The 16,274-nt window shown below is 32.4% G+C and carries 9 protein-coding genes and 1 pseudogene; 1 reads left to right on the top strand and 9 read right to left on the bottom strand.

Going from position 1 to position 16,274, the window contains the following annotated elements; genetic code table 11:
• Positions 1-10 precede the first annotated feature (10 nt).
• Positions 11-3,547: a bifunctional glycosyltransferase/CDP-glycerol:glycerophosphate glycerophosphotransferase gene (locus tag IEV91_RS03625; protein ID WP_188496038.1), complete on the bottom strand. Its 3,537-nt coding sequence runs from the start codon at positions 3,545-3,547 to the stop codon at positions 11-13.
• Positions 3,548-3,921: 374 nt separating this feature from the next.
• Positions 3,922-5,121, bottom strand: a pseudogene (locus IEV91_RS03620) (CDP-glycerol glycerophosphotransferase family protein); the annotation flags it as partial.
• A 330-nt stretch (positions 5,122-5,451) separates the two neighbouring features.
• Between IEV91_RS03620 and galU the strand changes: the two are divergent.
• Positions 5,452-6,357 carry a UTP--glucose-1-phosphate uridylyltransferase GalU gene (galU, locus tag IEV91_RS03615; protein ID WP_188496036.1) on the top strand — a complete coding sequence of 302 codons (906 nt, stop codon included), beginning with the start codon at positions 5,452-5,454 and terminating at the stop codon, positions 6,355-6,357.
• A gap of 44 nt (positions 6,358-6,401) precedes the next feature.
• On the opposite strand, the gene IEV91_RS03610 is transcribed toward galU, so the two are convergent.
• From IEV91_RS03610 to IEV91_RS03580, 7 genes are all read right to left on the bottom strand, one after another.
• Positions 6,402-7,223: an ABC transporter permease gene (locus IEV91_RS03610; protein ID WP_188496035.1), complete on the bottom strand. Its 822-nt coding sequence runs from the start codon at positions 7,221-7,223 to the stop codon at positions 6,402-6,404.
• 42 nt (positions 7,224-7,265) lie between these two features.
• A complete protein-coding gene (tagH, locus tag IEV91_RS03605) occupies positions 7,266-9,035 on the bottom strand; it encodes a teichoic acids export ABC transporter ATP-binding subunit TagH (RefSeq protein WP_188496034.1) in 1,770 nt (589 codons plus the stop codon).
• 198 nt (positions 9,036-9,233) lie between these two features.
• The gene (locus IEV91_RS03600) at positions 9,234-10,364 is read right to left on the bottom strand and encodes a CDP-glycerol glycerophosphotransferase family protein (RefSeq protein WP_229745386.1); all 1,131 of its coding nucleotides are present in this window, start codon (positions 10,362-10,364) and stop codon (positions 9,234-9,236) included.
• 517 nt (positions 10,365-10,881) lie between these two features.
• On the bottom strand, positions 10,882-11,295 hold the full coding sequence (locus IEV91_RS22045; protein WP_505891281.1) for a hypothetical protein: 414 nt from the start codon (positions 11,293-11,295) through the stop codon (positions 10,882-10,884).
• A gap of 32 nt (positions 11,296-11,327) precedes the next feature.
• On the bottom strand, positions 11,328-12,404 hold the full coding sequence (locus IEV91_RS03590) for a glycosyltransferase family 2 protein (protein WP_188496031.1): 1,077 nt from the start codon (positions 12,402-12,404) through the stop codon (positions 11,328-11,330).
• A 118-nt stretch (positions 12,405-12,522) separates the two neighbouring features.
• Positions 12,523-14,550, bottom strand: coding sequence for a glycosyltransferase (locus tag IEV91_RS03585; protein WP_204871339.1), 2,028 nt, complete (start codon positions 14,548-14,550; stop codon positions 12,523-12,525).
• A gap of 80 nt (positions 14,551-14,630) precedes the next feature.
• A complete protein-coding gene (locus IEV91_RS03580) occupies positions 14,631-16,271 on the bottom strand; it encodes a CDP-glycerol glycerophosphotransferase family protein (protein WP_188496029.1) in 1,641 nt (546 codons plus the stop codon).
• Positions 16,272-16,274 lie beyond the last annotated feature (3 nt).

Here is a 16,274-nt window from a genome sequence, read left to right as displayed (position 1 = left end):
CAATTTCACCTCAAATGATCTTAGTTTTTTTAAATACCTTTTCTACAACCTGCTTACTTGCAGTTCCATTATCAAATTGGCAATATTTAGAACGGAACTTAGCCATTTTTTCTCCATAAAGGTCTCTGTAGTCATCAACATGTTGCACTGCGTGAATTAATGCTTCATTTGTCTTAACCAAGGGCCCTGGAGCTTCGGCTTCAAGATCTATATAGAACCCTCTAAGTTGGTCACGATAATGTTCTAAATCGTAAGTGAAAAATAGAATGGGACGATTTAGATTAGCATAATCAAACATTACAGATGAATAATCAGTGATAAGTAGATCAGAAATTAGATATAATTCTTGAATATCCTCATATGCAGACATATTATAGGCAAAGCCCTTATAAGGTGAGAGATCAATTCCATTAGCTACGAAGTAATGAAGGCGAAGGAGTAAAATGTAATCTTCTCCTAGTTCATTCTGCATTTTTTCAATATCCAATTGAATATTGAACTTATTTTTCACTCGCCATGTTGGTGCATATAGAATGACCTTCTTATCCTTCGGGAGATTTAATTTTGCTTTTAAATTTTCTATTTGCTGTTGATTATTTTGATTGTAAAGAACATCATTTCTCGGAAAACCAACTTCTAATATTTCATTTTCATAAAGATAACATCGTCTTGTAATTTCACTCATATATCGACTTGGTGATAGTAAGTAGTCCCATCTTGCACAGCGCCTTAAGAACCTTTCTCGCTTCTCTTCTGTATCATTTTCCCCTGGAACATCTAGTCCCATTGTTTTCAAAAATGTCCCGTGAAGCGTTTGAATTTCTATAGCCCTCTTTCGCTTTTTATAAAAGTCTGGGAAATTAGCATTGTTTATAAAATACTTTGATGTCGCTAAATAATAATAATATTTCAATGAATTTTTTCTTACTGCAATCCCTTGTGGATTTACAGATTTATTTTCATTATTTAAGGACCAAATATATTTATAATTAAGACCTTGCTTTTCCATATAATCAACAATTGCTCTTGGATTGCAAGTTGCAGATTTCCCCCAATAACTTTCAAGTACAACTGATTTACTATTCATAGGTAGTAACCGGAAGAGGTGATACATAATTCTTCTTGTGAATTCCTGTCTTCTTGGACCTCTTTCAATCCAATTCCAAGCCAAAATAGTTTTCAGACTGAAATTTCCTTTCCCAGTCCTATAGGGAATATGCTTAATTCCCGAAAAACTATGGTTAGGTAAGCTAATTGTGGTGTCCTCCACAAAAACCCTTCTTTTTATAAGTTCTTCGCTACCATTCTCCAAAAGACCTTCAATCTCTAAGTAGACATCCCACTTGCCCACATCAAACATAGCTTTATGATGAGAATCCCTAATTGAACACTCAAAAAGATAGTATTTAAAAGGGTTCCGACTTGTTTCATTCTTACATTCAAAATTAAATGTTTTACCACTTTCAACATGCTGTAATGCTAATTGAGTCATCTTAATATGTGAAAAGCTTGCTAGAGCTGTCTCATGAAATATGAGTTCAATATTAAACGAATCATCCTTCCACACAATATCAAGCAATTTAGGGGTTTGCGGTAAAAAGTCAATAACCAAATTGCCACGCGAACTAGCTTTGAGTCGCACCTCTTGTTCCCCTAAAGGAACATTCCTCAGACTGACATTATTCATTATTGTCAGTGGTAAATACTCATTATTACAGACAACATAACATGTCCAATCACCTGTTTCTGCTGCCTGGGCTAATTCTCTTAAATTTACTAAACTCCGAAATTGATGAACTTGTTCATTGGGAAATTCCAATTCCGTGGCATCATTATTCTGATATACCGAAAGAGGGTAAACTATTTTATTTGCGTAATTATACAGTTCTAAATGAATATCTTCTAATGGGGTAGCGGTCGATCCTCTTATTACTAATGAACGTTCAAATAAATCGATCCTGGTGATTACTGAGTTTAGAGGGACAGATTCGATATAAAAGTCCCATTTTTTATTGTACCTTACACTTAAGTGCTGTCCTAGCAACGTTTTATAGGTTGGCCTTGGCTTCCTTCCTGGTACCGGACCACCTGCACGAAATTCTCTTTGAAGTCCATCTACGTCTAACCTAAACCACAGCTCAAGCTTGCCCGATCCTAGTTTTTTTATTGCCTCATTTTTAAAATCAATCACTAACTCATAGCCCGACCAATGATAGTTATACAGGCGCTTCAAGGGTTTCCTTTGTAATTTAACACCACGCTTATGTGTTACATCCGGACGTTTTACCTTTTCTACAGGAATAGCAACTTGTTTTCCGGTCTCCGGATTTTTTAGTGATGCATCTAGTCTTACTTTTTGTTTACTTTTCATATCAACATTCTTTATATAGTTATAACCCTTTACACAAAGTTTAGTTCCTTGCCAGTTCACACTATTTATTTTCGGGACAACCCGTAATTCCTCATTCATCACAAATAAATGATCAGGAAGTTCCTTTCTAAATGGATAATCTCCAATATATTGTTGCCCTCTTTTTAGAACTTTTGTATGCCTTAAATCTTTCTTCTGAAAAGAAAGTACTTCAAAAAATTTCTCTTGGTCATTTAATTTAACAAGATAATATTTTAAGCGATCAATGGCACTAAGCTGATTTAAAATATGATCAGGCACCTTTTTTAGGTATTTACCCGTTTCCTTAAAGAAAACATTTATATAATCTGAGTCTACCTCATCTAATTGATTTAAATACATCAATAGGTCAACATCCAAGGTCTTATATCTTTGCAAATCGTACAGAGAGTCATCAATCTGATAGTCTTTGAAAAATCGATCCACCATTTTAATTACAGTTAATCGGTCACTAAAATTTCTTAACTCATGTCTTTTCTGTGTAATAGACTGATCATTGCCCTCACGTGCTCGCCAAAAATAAACGACGTCTTCTAAAATATCCGTGGAGGTGGATAAATAATGGGCAGGAATTGTGACTGGAATATCCTCGTAAAGAATACCTTCAGGGAATTTAAAATGATGCTGATCCCAAAAAGCCTTTCTAAAGAGCTTATTCCAGGCTGTTGTATCATAGATTAAATCATTATAACGAGAAATATGAGTTTTCAAAACGGTCTCGCGGAAAATTTTCTTGTGTAATCCAGAGGGATAAACTTTCGTAGAATTAAACCTTTCTACATTTCCTACTACAATATCAGAGCCCGTTGCTAAAGCCGTCTCAACCATCAATTCATAGGCCTGAGGAGCAACATAGTCATCAGAATCCAGAAATACAATATAGTCACCACAGGCCTTCTCAACACCAAAATTCCTTGCCTGCCCCAGTCCCCCATTTTCTTTATGAAAGGACTTAAAATTAGGATAAGAATCGGAGTAGTTTTCCATAATACTCGGACTGCCATCCATTGAGCCATCATTCACCATAATGACTTCTAAATCTTCAGCGTCTAATGTCTGATTAACAAGTGAGTCCAAACATTCTTCAAGGTACTGTTCAACATTATATATGGGTACAATGACACTAACCTTGGGCATCTACACTTCCACTCCCTTAATTAGGTAGCTTCTCTTTTTAATCCCCCTTAAATTAAAATAGTAAACGTAGAGATTAAATGAACAAAAATATTTCAAATTCAAGATGCTACTACAAAATTTAAGCCTAATTCACCCTTTTCATAATCCTTCTATATATTTGGTCTTTTTTAGACCGTATAGATGAGAACTTTTTCAATTAACATAAATTTTTGCAATACCGTAATGTATCTCTTTAGCATTAAATTCTCTTACAAGTATATAAATGAATTCTTAAAAAATGATTAATAATTATTCATTAAAGACTATCAAAAAGATAATAAAACTCCTCCATTGTGTGAAAAACCACACAAAAAAGCCCCATTTATAACAGGGCTTTAAAGTACTTTATTTTTTTGAAATATCTTATCCACCACTCTTTTCGAAGCATAACCATCTTCAAGATAACAAAAACGATCATAGAATTCCTTAAACTGTATAGAACCACTAAATTCATCTGGATCAAGTGCTTTAATGGTGTGAATAACTTCCTCTGTCGTTTTCACAAGTGGACCAGGTGCCTTCTTTTCAAAATCGAAGTAAAAACCACGCAATTTATCACGATAGGTCTCGATATCATAGACATAAAAGATCATCGGTCTTTTAAGAATGCCGTAGTCAAAGAAAACAGAGGAATAATCAGTGATCAGTAAATCAGCAATTAAATACAAATCTCTTATATCTTCATATTTAGAGAAATCATAGGCAAAACCTTTATAAGAGGATAGATCTAGATTTTCAGCCACTAAATAATGCATTCTAAGCATAATAATATAATCTTCCCCTAAGGTATCCCTCATTTTATTTAAATCCAATTCTAAATCAAATTTGTACTTCCCACTTTCATAGAATTGATCATCCCGCCAAGTGGGTGCATATAAGATGACCTTCTTATTCATTGGAAGGCCGCAATTTTTCTTAAGATTACGGATAACCTTATCATCATTAGCATGAAATAAATAATCATTTCTAGGATAACCAGATTCAATAAGTTTTTTATTGAAATTAAAAGCACGTTTAAAGATTTCAGACGAGTAAGCATTTGGAGAAATTAAATAATCCCACTTACTTGATTCCTCATGGAAATCGTCCTTATACTTTTGAGTGGTCATGCCCGCCATATGAACCTCTTCCATATCAGAGGCCAAGCGCTTTAAAGGCGTCCCATGCCATGTCTGAATATAAGTGGTGTGGCTAGGCTTAGGAAGTAACAATGGCAGGCGGCTATTCGTAATCCAATACCTTGCACGTGTCATTGATAATAACCATTGCAGTGAAAAACGTTTAACATAGGGAATATTCTTGTCTTTAAAAAACTGGAGATAGCCAGCATCCACACTCCATACCAACGTATATTCCGGATAATAGGCGCGCATATACTCATAAATAGCCCTTGGATTACAGCTATATTGCTTTCCAAGATAACTTTCAAGCATAATGAGCTTCTTCTTTACAGGGAGTTTTCCCATTAACTTAAAAAGAAAGTAATACAGACGCTGCAATATTGTATTCTTTTTTAGAACAGCAAAAAACCTTTTCGGAATAGTCCTTAAGGATAGAGAAGTTCCTTGTCTACTGTGTTCTTCTTTAAGTCCATCAATGTCTGAGCCAAAGGGAACATTATCCTCTTTTATTAGTTGTTCATTCATAGGCTTTACTATACATCCTTTTAGTCATTTCACTCTACCTTTCATTATATAGTTCATTCCTCAATTCAGCAAAGTGTATTATAGACATATTAATGGAATTTATAATCTATATGGTTCTATATGGTTGTTAATCAAGAATTAATTAAGCTATAATATAATTTAAATTTATTGCTATACATAGTTATTCGTTTTAACAATAAGATTCTTGAGGTGAGTTTTTTGAAAAAAATACGTAAAGCAATCATTCCTGCTGCTGGGCTCGGTACTCGCTTTCTACCCGCCACAAAAGCTATGCCAAAAGAAATGTTGCCGATTGTAGACACACCCGCCATTCAATATATTGTAGAAGAAGCTGTTGCCTCTGGAATTGAAGATATTATTATAGTGACTGGGCGTAATAAACGAGCTATTGAGGACCATTTTGATAATTCTCCAGAGTTGGAGCATACACTAGAAGCAAAGGGTAAAGATACACTGCTTAATGCTGTACAAAAATCATCTCATTTAGCAGAGATTCACTATATTAGACAAAAAGAACCCAAAGGGCTGGGTCACGCTGTCTGGTGTGCGAGAAAATTTATAGGAAATGAACCTTTTGCTGTGCTTCTTGGTGACGATATATTCCGTGGAGAAACCCCTGGTCTTAAGCAACTCATTAACCAATATGAAGCCACCCATTCATCAATTATTGGTGTTCAAGAGGTCCCTAAAGATCAAACCCATCGATATGGCATTATTGATCCAAAAGACATGGCATCAGGCCGATTAGTGTCCGTCAATAAATTTGTTGAGAAACCTGTTCAAGGAACCGCCCCCTCAAATTTAGCGATTATTGGTCGTTATGTTCTCACCCCAAAAATATTTGATTTTCTTGATGAAAAGGAAATTGGTAACGGAGGCGAAATTCAACTCACAGATGCTATTCAAAAGTTAAATACTATTGAAGATGTTTATGCTTATAATTTGGATGGCCAACGTTTTGATACGGGTGAAAAACTTGGTTTTCTACAAACTGTGTGTTCATTCGCCCTAGAAAATCCTGAAATAAGCGACGATGTTCTAACAATGTTAAAAGATTTAGTTCATCATTATGAGCATAACAAAAAAGTCAACTCTTTAAGATGAAAAAAAGGAGCTGTTACGGCAGCTCCTTTTCTTTACTATAATTTCTATAAAAAGTCTATAAAACGATCCCTAAATTTTATATGAACCTTTGAACCGACTAAGAATAAAATAATGACTACCACCCAAAAGTAAATCGTATACCCGAGATGTTCTAACATGTACCATGAAGGGCCACCAAGCAAAGCTGAACGATAGCCCTCAACAAGATAAAAGATTGGATTTAATTTCATAATGTACATAATAAACTCATACTTACCAGTGAAAGCCGGTAGCCAAAGAACTGGCGTTAAATATAAAAGCATTCTCATTAACGCTTGAATGAGCATATGAACATCACGTATCACCGTTGAGAGTGTTGAAGTGATTAATGATAAAGCAACTAAAAAAACAAGTGTTGAAAACATAAAATAGGGTAATTGAATAAGCTGTATTGTAGGTATATGCCCAGTAAACTGCAAAAAAATGAAGGCAACAATCAAAAGCATAAGATGCTGATAAAACTTAGAAAAAATAACATAAGTAGGGATCACACTTATGGGAAAACTCATTTTTGCTACCATTCTAATTCTTGTATAGACAGATTTTGATCCCTGCAAAATGGCTTGATTGACAAAATACCATAAGGCGAATCCAGCAATGAGCCAACTGACAAAATCGGAACCTTCTACTGCCCCTCTATGTCCACCCCGCATTCCAAAACCAAATACAAATGCATAGACTGCAATCTGGATGGCCGGGTTTATAAGTTCCCAAAGAATCCCCAAATAATTATTATTATTCTCACTCTTCATCTCATAAAAGGATAATCTTCTTATTAAATAAAAGCTTTTAATCTGTTCTCTTAGAACTGTAAATAATGAACCCATAAAGTGTTCCTTTCTTCTCTATATCCTAAGTATTAATTACAACTAATTTCCAATCATTGAAAGACTAATTTTATTGATAGACTGACTATTGGCATCAATATATATTTTGATCTCCATTTGATTTATAAAATAAATACTCACGGGATTAGATTGATTTTGTAAAACAGGATTCCCTAATTCTTCATTCCATGCTTTCAAATCATAATCTTGATTGATACTACTCAAGACAATTTCTTTTAATGAATTCTTCTCTCCGACTAAAGATGCTGACTGGAGCTTCAAGGTTTCGACTTGATCACTTTCACTTTGATTGATCACTTGATCTGCATAATCATTTCTAATTTCATCAAAAGGACTATCAAATAGTGTTGATAATTCTTCTAACGTCGTTGGAAGTTTTCTTTCCTGTAATAAGGCATTCAAACCGGATGGCATGGTTTCAACCTCATGGTTGTAACTATTCACTTTCTTGACTACTGATGAACTAATCCAAGCTTTGGAGCCATCAGAAAGTGTTATATTAAACCAAGTCACGTCCTCTTCATTAGCATCAGCTTGTTTCTTCAAGATTGTAAAGGCATCCCCTAACGAAGCACTTCCGACAATATTACTAGTAAGTTGTGGCTTACTACGAAGATTAACTAAACTTTTATTCACGACAACCATTTCAACATTTTTATCTTCAGCCACTTGTATTTCTGCTTGGGTAGGCTGCGCTTTAGTTTCTTGTTTCTTATTATTTGCTTTATTATCACTGCTAAGCCCTTTGCTGGAATCACCTTTACTGCTTTGATTAAATATAGACTTAAGGCTATCGAAGGACCCATTATTCAAATTGAATAATATCCCTCCTATAATAAGGATTAGCAAACATACAATGATAATCAGTAGACTCTTCTTACCACGCTTATTCTTTCTCTTTTTTTGACGTTCTTTTGTTCTTAATGGGATGTTTTCTACATCCTTATCAGTGGAATATTCAGCACCACTTTCAGTAACCTTTCCATTTTCGCTCTCTTGTTGTTTCACATTACTTTTATTTCCTAATCTCCCCTGCTGAAAGGCTTTTTTTTCTTCAGCTGTCATCATTTTATATTCCTTTAGAAACTGCTGATATTTTGGAACAATCTCCTCTATTAATCCAAAATCTCTGACTGTCCCATTTTCAAGCCACAATGCTTTATCACAGAATTGCTTAACTTGTCCAATCGAGTGACTAATAAAAAAAATCGTTTTTCCTTGTTCCTTAAAGCTATTCATTTTATCCAAACACTTTTCTGCAAACGCCTGATCACCGACGGATAAGGCCTCATCTATAACCAAAATATCAGGATCAACTGTTACTGAAATAGCGAAACCAAGGCGTGATTTCATCCCACTTGAATAAGATTTAACCGGTTGATCAATGAACTTCCCTATTTCAGCAAATTCAATGATTTCCGGTTCCAATTCGCGAATTTCCTTCTTGCTAAAGCCTAACATCAAACATTTTAATTCAATGTTTTCTCTTCCTGTTAATTCATTATTCAAACCGGATGCAATCGCTATCAATGCTGTCTTCCCTTTAGATTTCACAGTTCCCTCAGTCGGAGGAATTACTCCAGAAATGATATTAGAAAGTGTCGATTTCCCGGATCCATTTACACCAATAATACCAATTACATCGCCTTTTTCAGCTGTAAAACTCACATCCTTAAGAGCTAGAAATTCTTCACCTTGATTGCCCGTAAAAACATCTATGATCTTTTCAGAATTTTTCCCATACAATTTATAACGTTTTGTTACGTTTTTTACAACGACTGAACTTGTCATTTTTTCACTTCCAAATCGCAATTAATCGACAAAATCCTTTTTAATTATACCATGTGAACGATTGAACTGATATAAGCAAAAAGAATTTCAGTTAGTTTTACAAATTTAAAAAAGTATGCATTTAAAATTATAAACAAATAACCGCTCAACCTATTTTAAAGTTAGAGCGGTCTAACGTCAATTACTTATAATTAATAATTAATTGTGTGCCTCTTGTGCAACAGTAAGAACTTCTTTACCAAACATAGTGTTCACAAGATTTTCACTTGAATTCCCTTTTGAATAAAAATTCCATTTGTTACAGTACTCTTGAATCCTATTGTAGTCAAATTTATTCTGTTTTATTATCCTTGGTATATCAGATGAATCGTAAACAACTGGACCTGGGACTAACTCATGATACGAACCCCAAAGTCCACGATCTCTTGTATATTCTTCCAAATCATAAGGGAAAAATATCATTGGCTTATTTAATAATGAAAATTCATAGGGAATCGAGGAATAGTCCGTAATAAGAACATCGGTAATTAATAACAACTCATTAATATCAGGATAGCCTGAGAAATCATATACAAAACCATCGAATTTATTATCTAATGCTAATGACAATTTTATGGCTGGATGCAATTTCAACAATAGAACATAATCATCCTTTAACTGTTTGTACATATCTTCAATATCTAACTTCAGCTTAAACCCATTGAGTTCCTGATCTCTATAGGTTGGGGCATATAGGATGACTTTTTTATCCGTAAGTTCAGGATGCTTTTTATATAATGCTGTCACCACTTTTTGCTTTGACAAGACATCATAAAAGAAATCCGTTCTTGGCACCCCAGTTCTCAATATTTTATCAGCTGGTAAATGAAAAGCCTCCATAAAAATATGAGCAAGGGCTTCCGAACCGACCACTACTTTATCGAACTTATTATACACCTTCTCAAAACGTTCTCTTGCGCGCTCAGAACGATGTTTGATTGACTTATCTTTAAAACCAAATGTTTTAATAGCTCCCACTGCATGCCATAATTGTACACACTTTACTTCTGGCTTAAATTGAATCGCAGCTAAAAATCCAAAATAATTATCAATCACGACATGTTTCGAAGTGGCCAAATGATAAATGGAACGTAGCATATCTATCACATTCGATGTTTCGAAACAAATTACATTATGACCTGTTTGCTTTTCTAATACGTCGGCACAAGATGTTTTCGATAAAAAAACAGCTTCTACAGGAATGTTATGTTGAGTCATTTCTTTATAAAGAGGCACACTATTCTGTGGGAAAGAAACAACAAAAGTCACTTTGTCCTGCAAACGAAACACCTTTAAGAAATTAAATATACATTTAAACATAAACAAGTAAAGTTCAATCACTAGTTCTCTAAGCATTTTGCATCAAAACCAAATCATATTTTATTTTATTCATAAAAACTTCAAAGCGACGTTTGCAATGAACAAAATGAATAGCCTCTAACGACAACTTCCTATTTTCATAGACGAGATGTGCATTAAGGCTATTCAAAACATTTCTAAATATTTTTTTCAAAATAGATCACTCCTTTTAACTAGTTAGCTAGAAAGATGACCTAATAAAATTCAATGTAATGAAAAGTACAGTATTCATTATACGAGGATTGAACGAAAAGTTCAATCCTCTTTTTTAATAATAACAAAGATTATTTTAACAATATTTATCCAACTCAAAAGAACTTTGGATTTCCTTTTCATCCTACTTTTAATAAGGTGTTTAAGAAAATTTAAAAACCTAATTTCATTTTACATCTTAATAACGGGGATTCAAAGACGTCAATATTGCAATAAATTAAACAACTGTACCAGTTCAAACTTCTATAAGACATGTATCAAATGATAGGTTACCATACGGTGTAGTGAAGTATGGTTTAGCGGAAAAATATTGACCAAAGGACGAAAAGACAACCTTTCCCAAGACATTTTTATAATCACCATTTCTCTGGGAACCTATTCTTTTCTCAACTACATAACCGTTATAATCTGAAAGAATAAATACATCCCAAACTCCAATAGTACTTTCATCGAATACAAATTCCTTATAAAATATGGTAAAATCAAAGCCATAATTAAAAATACTATTATTGACACTAAATATTTGCATCTTATTATTAGTTCTATGCCTTAATAAGAGTGTTATACTTTGACCATGACCTGGTAATAATTTATGAGAAATTTGTCCAGTAATTCTAAAACTGTTTTTCTTAAACTCCAAAGTATCAATAAAATAACTTGTTGAATCTAAATGATTAACTACTATTTTATTTCCTCTTCAAAAGAATTATTTTTATTCTCTTCTGCATACCTTGCTAATATTAGTCCATTTTCAACTCTTACAATATCATTCATAGAAATATTTTTTTCAAAAGAGCTTAATTTAATTAATTTATCCAAGTCATTTTCCCTGAAGCATTTTATTTTGTATTTATATTGATTAAGTATATATTCATCAACTTTACGATCGATACTATTGTTTAAATAATCACTAAAGAGATTCATCCAACTTTTCTTCTGTTCATATGACCAACCCTTCCTCTCATAGAAAAAGCTAGTCCAATCAGATGTTAATATTCTATTAAAATATTCTGCTTTTACTTTATTTCTATAATTTATATTTTGAATTCCCTCCTCTATTACATCAATTACCCTTGCTATTCTCTTTAATTCAATATCAAGTGGCATAATGATAGGTCCTAAATGATTACCATCATGTTTAACGGCATAGTAGTAATCATAGTCTGCCAAAATAGAAATTACACTAGCTAAAGTATATGCCTGCATCATAAATATTTGGTCTTCTTTAACTTTAATATCTGTGGGAAAAAATATATCATTTTTTTCTAAAAATGATCTTTTAAACATTTTTACTGGTCCTAACGTATAGCACAATCTATTTTCTATGATTTCAGCTTGTTCAATATTTCCATTCTTAAACATTGACTTTGCAGCGCCGCGTCCATTAACGCCACGAGTTTTTATCACAAGTACATCAGTGTTATTTCCAGAAGCAAATTTATACATTCGTTCTAACGACTCTTCTCCAATATAATCATCTGAGTCAACAAAAAATATATACTCCCCATTAGCCTCCTTAATAGCATCATTTCTTGGCTCACTAGCCCCTCCAGAGTTATTTTCCCTCACTATGATTCTTAAATTATTATACTTTTCTTTATATTCATTTAATATTTCTAAGCTTTTATCATTGGAACAATCATCAACGCAGATGATTTCATACTCCTCCGAATTCATAGTTTGATTAATAAGTGAATCCAAACAACTTTTTAGTGTAGCCTCTCTATTATAAACAGGAACTGCAATAGTTATTTTCATTTATAAATCCCCACCGTTATTAATATTATTTGACTTAACTTCTTTAATCACTTTCGTTTAATTGAATATTTCCCCATCCAAAGCGTTAAATATTTAAACTCCTTTCAAATTCAATAAGCTAATCTTCATCTGTAATAAATCTGCCCACTTTAAAACTCAAATTATCCCCTTTTTCAGTAAAGTAAGGAGTAATTACTCGATTATTTACTAGAACATCAATCGTGCTAATTTCAGAAACATCTGCTTTAAAATGTCCAACTCTTTTCTTAAAAAAGCTATTTCCCCACTCAAGACACATAGCTACATCCCAAATACCCTGAGAAAGGTCTAAGCTTGGAAAATTAATAGAACCCGAGCTCTCAAAAATATTATTATTTACTTTATTAACATTGGTATTTATAATAACAATCTTATTGTTATTTCTGTTAAAAAGCTGCATATAGAGACGTGGCTCACTTAAATCATTTGTAACCCCTGTAAGAGTCACCCTATTTTTTATAAAGTATTCCTTTTCTTTTCGCCATCCTGAGTCTAACATATAAACTAACATATCTGTTATGTTAGTACGATATTTAAAATTCCTAACTATTTCTTTCATTGCATAATTAAACTTTTCAAAAAAGTTTGTCTCAGTATATTGATATGAGGCATTAATAGCTTCTTCAGACATTCTATCAACCATTTCTGGCTTTAATAATAATTCTACAATTTTATTTCCTAATCCACTTATTGATCCGGATTTAACCAAATAACCATTCATTCCATTTTTAATAATTTCCACAAGTTCACTGCTATTATTATAAGCGACTACGGGACAGCCATTACTAAGGCTTTGAACTACGTCTAGGGTAGAATATTGAGTTTCTGCAAGTGATAAAGAAAATCCAGATAGTTTATAAATATAATTTATATCCTCATCTTCTTCACTAATCAATACTATATTATTATTAAGCTCCAAACTCTTAACTAATTCTTCACTTCTTTCATCTAACATTTCTAGACCATAAATAGTTAGTCTTGCCGATGGGACTTTATCAACTGTTATTCTAAAGGCGCGGATAACTTGTTCTAATTGCATTGAATCTATTTCTCTAAGTCTAATTAATACATGCTTATAATTTCTTGAAACACTAAATTCTGAAACTTTATCTATGTTTGTAAAAAACGGTGGAATAACAAATAAATTATTTCGTTTACCATATTTGTTTATTACATTATCTTTCTTTAATTTTGTTGAAAAAAATACTCCATCATATAATGACAAACAATCTCTATTTATTGAATCTATTGATATTTCATCTTTTATAAAACAAACTTTATATACATATTCATTATAATAGTTCTCTATAAAATCATTCGGCTCATTACTAGCAATAATAGTCATTTTGTTATCAACAAATTCATCCAAAAAAACATAGCGAAGTTCTTTTACATTATTAAATTTATAAGCAATTTTTTCGATTCTATTGAATAAAGTGATTTGCAATTTATTCTTTTTAGATTTGAAATTCTTCATTTTTGTAAGAAAACAATCGCCATTTACATCAAAAAACATTTCTTTCCACACTTTACCCGATCTAAAATGTACACTTCTTTGTAAATAGCCTAGCTCATCAAATTCTTCGATTTTTTTTAGGTTAGTCTCTTCGTCAAAATACTCAATTGACCTCAGGATATTTTCATCGTTAAAAGTTTTCTTTTTATAATCACCATATTGATTTCGTAAATTGTCATAATATAAATAAACGTTACTTTCTCCACTTTGTTCAAAACATGAGAATCCAGGTTCATCAATCTCAGAATAAATAGGCTTTATTTTCAAATTATTCTTTATACCGCTACTTCTATAGAACCGGTACATGTTAACAAATACACTGCTAAAATCTAAATTCCATTTTTCTTCTAAGGATTTTACCTTTTGATCAAAATCTTTATCATAATTTAGAAATAAAACCTTTATAGGTACTCTGTAACTATTATACAGTGAAATTATATTATTTATTTGTGAAGCCTCTAAGTTCTCTATGCTTGTTGCTAAAAACAAATATTGTTCAATAGTTGGGTCACTATTAGTTTTTATTGAATTAATTTCTTCATCATAAATTACGTAAGAAATCTTCCTCAATCCCTTCCATAACTCTCTCATCAATTAATTATGCTTTTATCTCAAATAATAACAACTACTTGCCTATTTAAAGGAATACCATAAAGGTTCCCCTCCACACTTTACTGATCCTTTTTCAAAATAAGCCAATCTATAACTCTATCCGATGCTCCAGCATCAAGAAATTCAAAGTTTTTATTTCTGAAAACCTCAACTTTTTCAAATTCATAATCATTATTTTCTAATGCAGTTAACAATTCATCAAAATTCTTAACAATTTTCCCCGGCACAAAATCCTTAAAATCATCATAAAAATCTCTTGTTGCAATATATTCTTCTAGATCAAATGCATAAAATAACATCGGCTTATTTAATAAAGAATATTCATAAATCGTAGAAGAATAATCTGTTATTAATACATCAGCGATAAAAAGAATATCATTAATTTCTCTATAGTCGGTCGCATTAATTAATACATCAGTATATTCTTCCGGTACCTGTAATTTATTCTTTACCAAGAAATGCAACTTAAAAACGACTATAGCATTATTTTTTCTGCAATAATCTGCTAAAGCATGAAAATCAATTTTTGTCATTGGATAATATGCTGTCTTTGGACCCCCTCCTCTAAAAGTCGGCCCAAATAATATTATCTTTTTATCTGTATTAAGTTGAGGAAAAACATTTAGAACATTATCTATAGCCTTTTTTTTATAAACTTCATTTAAAAACATATCTGTTTTGGGTATACCAGTAGCCACTACTTTACTTTCATCTATTGCAAAAGCTTCTGCATAATAAGGAATAACATGTTTTGAACTTGTAATTGCTTTTGTATAGATTCGATGATTAATTCCATCAATCTGTGGTGAAGCAGGCTTACCCAGGCGACTGTAACCAAACGTTTTGAAAGCGCCATTGGCATGCCATAATTGAATAATCTCAGTATCTTGATCAAAATTCATATTATTTACCATTGGTTGATAATCTTCTATCAAAATATAATCAGATATTCCAAGATAATACGGTAATTTAAACTTATCTATCCATTTACTTCTACCCCATATGTTGGACTTAAACGCCATTTTCAGAGAATATTCTTTGTCTAATCCTCGTTCTACCATACGATTATATACTGCACCTAGGTTTCCCCCCATACTCGCTCGTGAAGCAGATGTAAACAAAACCCTTCTACCATTCTTTTTGACTCTTTTCTTAGCGAATTCAAAAATAAACTGATACAAATTAATTCTGAGGTCAGATATTCTCCTTTTCAGAGATCTCTTTTTAGGCTTTTTCGTCTTAGGAATAGGGAACTTGAAATGTACATCCAAAGAAAAGCTACTACTATTCTTATAAAACATTGGATGCACTTTGTATTCACGTTTCGGACCACTCTTGAAATTTTTATCATAACAGTTATGGAACTCTTTTTCACCTTCAGAAGTTAAGTTTCCTGCAAGTAAAACTTTGGTTACTTCCCCAAACTCATTTTCTATCATTAGATCCCATATACCATCAGGAATACGGTCATCTTTATTTAATGTGGAAACATTTAATACCAAATAAAATGAATGGCCACTAATTTGAATTTTTTTTATTGGAATAGTGAAATCCTCATTCCTCCGTTTTAAATAAAATTTGTAACTTATATCTATGTCTCCAGCAATTAGTCCTTCTAGTTTTAAATTTACTCTCTCCCACTCTATATCATGAATAGTAGCGGAATAAGAGGCACTTGGAATTATTTCTTCTTCATACATTTT

Source organism: Pullulanibacillus pueri (assembly GCF_014639255.1).
Lineage (GTDB): Bacteria > Bacillota > Bacilli > Bacillales > Sporolactobacillaceae > Pullulanibacillus > Pullulanibacillus pueri.
Note: the sequence above shows the minus strand (reverse complement) of the source record. Positions and strands in the feature narration are given on the sequence as shown.

Excerpts from the sequence above, each read along its gene's own strand:
- IEV91_RS03580 (WP_188496029.1), bottom strand. The coding sequence starts at position 16,271 with ATGTATGAAGAAGAAATAATTCCAAGTGCCTCTTATTCCGCTACTATT.
- IEV91_RS03625 (WP_188496038.1), bottom strand. The coding sequence starts at position 3,547 with ATGCCCAAGGTTAGTGTCATTGTACCCATATATAATGTTGAACAGTAC.
- tagH (WP_188496034.1), bottom strand. The coding sequence starts at position 9,035 with ATGACAAGTTCAGTCGTTGTAAAAAACGTAACAAAACGTTATAAATTG.
- IEV91_RS03610 (WP_188496035.1), bottom strand. The coding sequence starts at position 7,223 with ATGGGTTCATTATTTACAGTTCTAAGAGAACAGATTAAAAGCTTTTAT.
- IEV91_RS03590 (WP_188496031.1), bottom strand. The coding sequence starts at position 12,404 with ATGAAAATAACTATTGCAGTTCCTGTTTATAATAGAGAGGCTACACTA.
- IEV91_RS03585 (WP_204871339.1), bottom strand. The coding sequence starts at position 14,550 with ATGAGAGAGTTATGGAAGGGATTGAGGAAGATTTCTTACGTAATTTAT.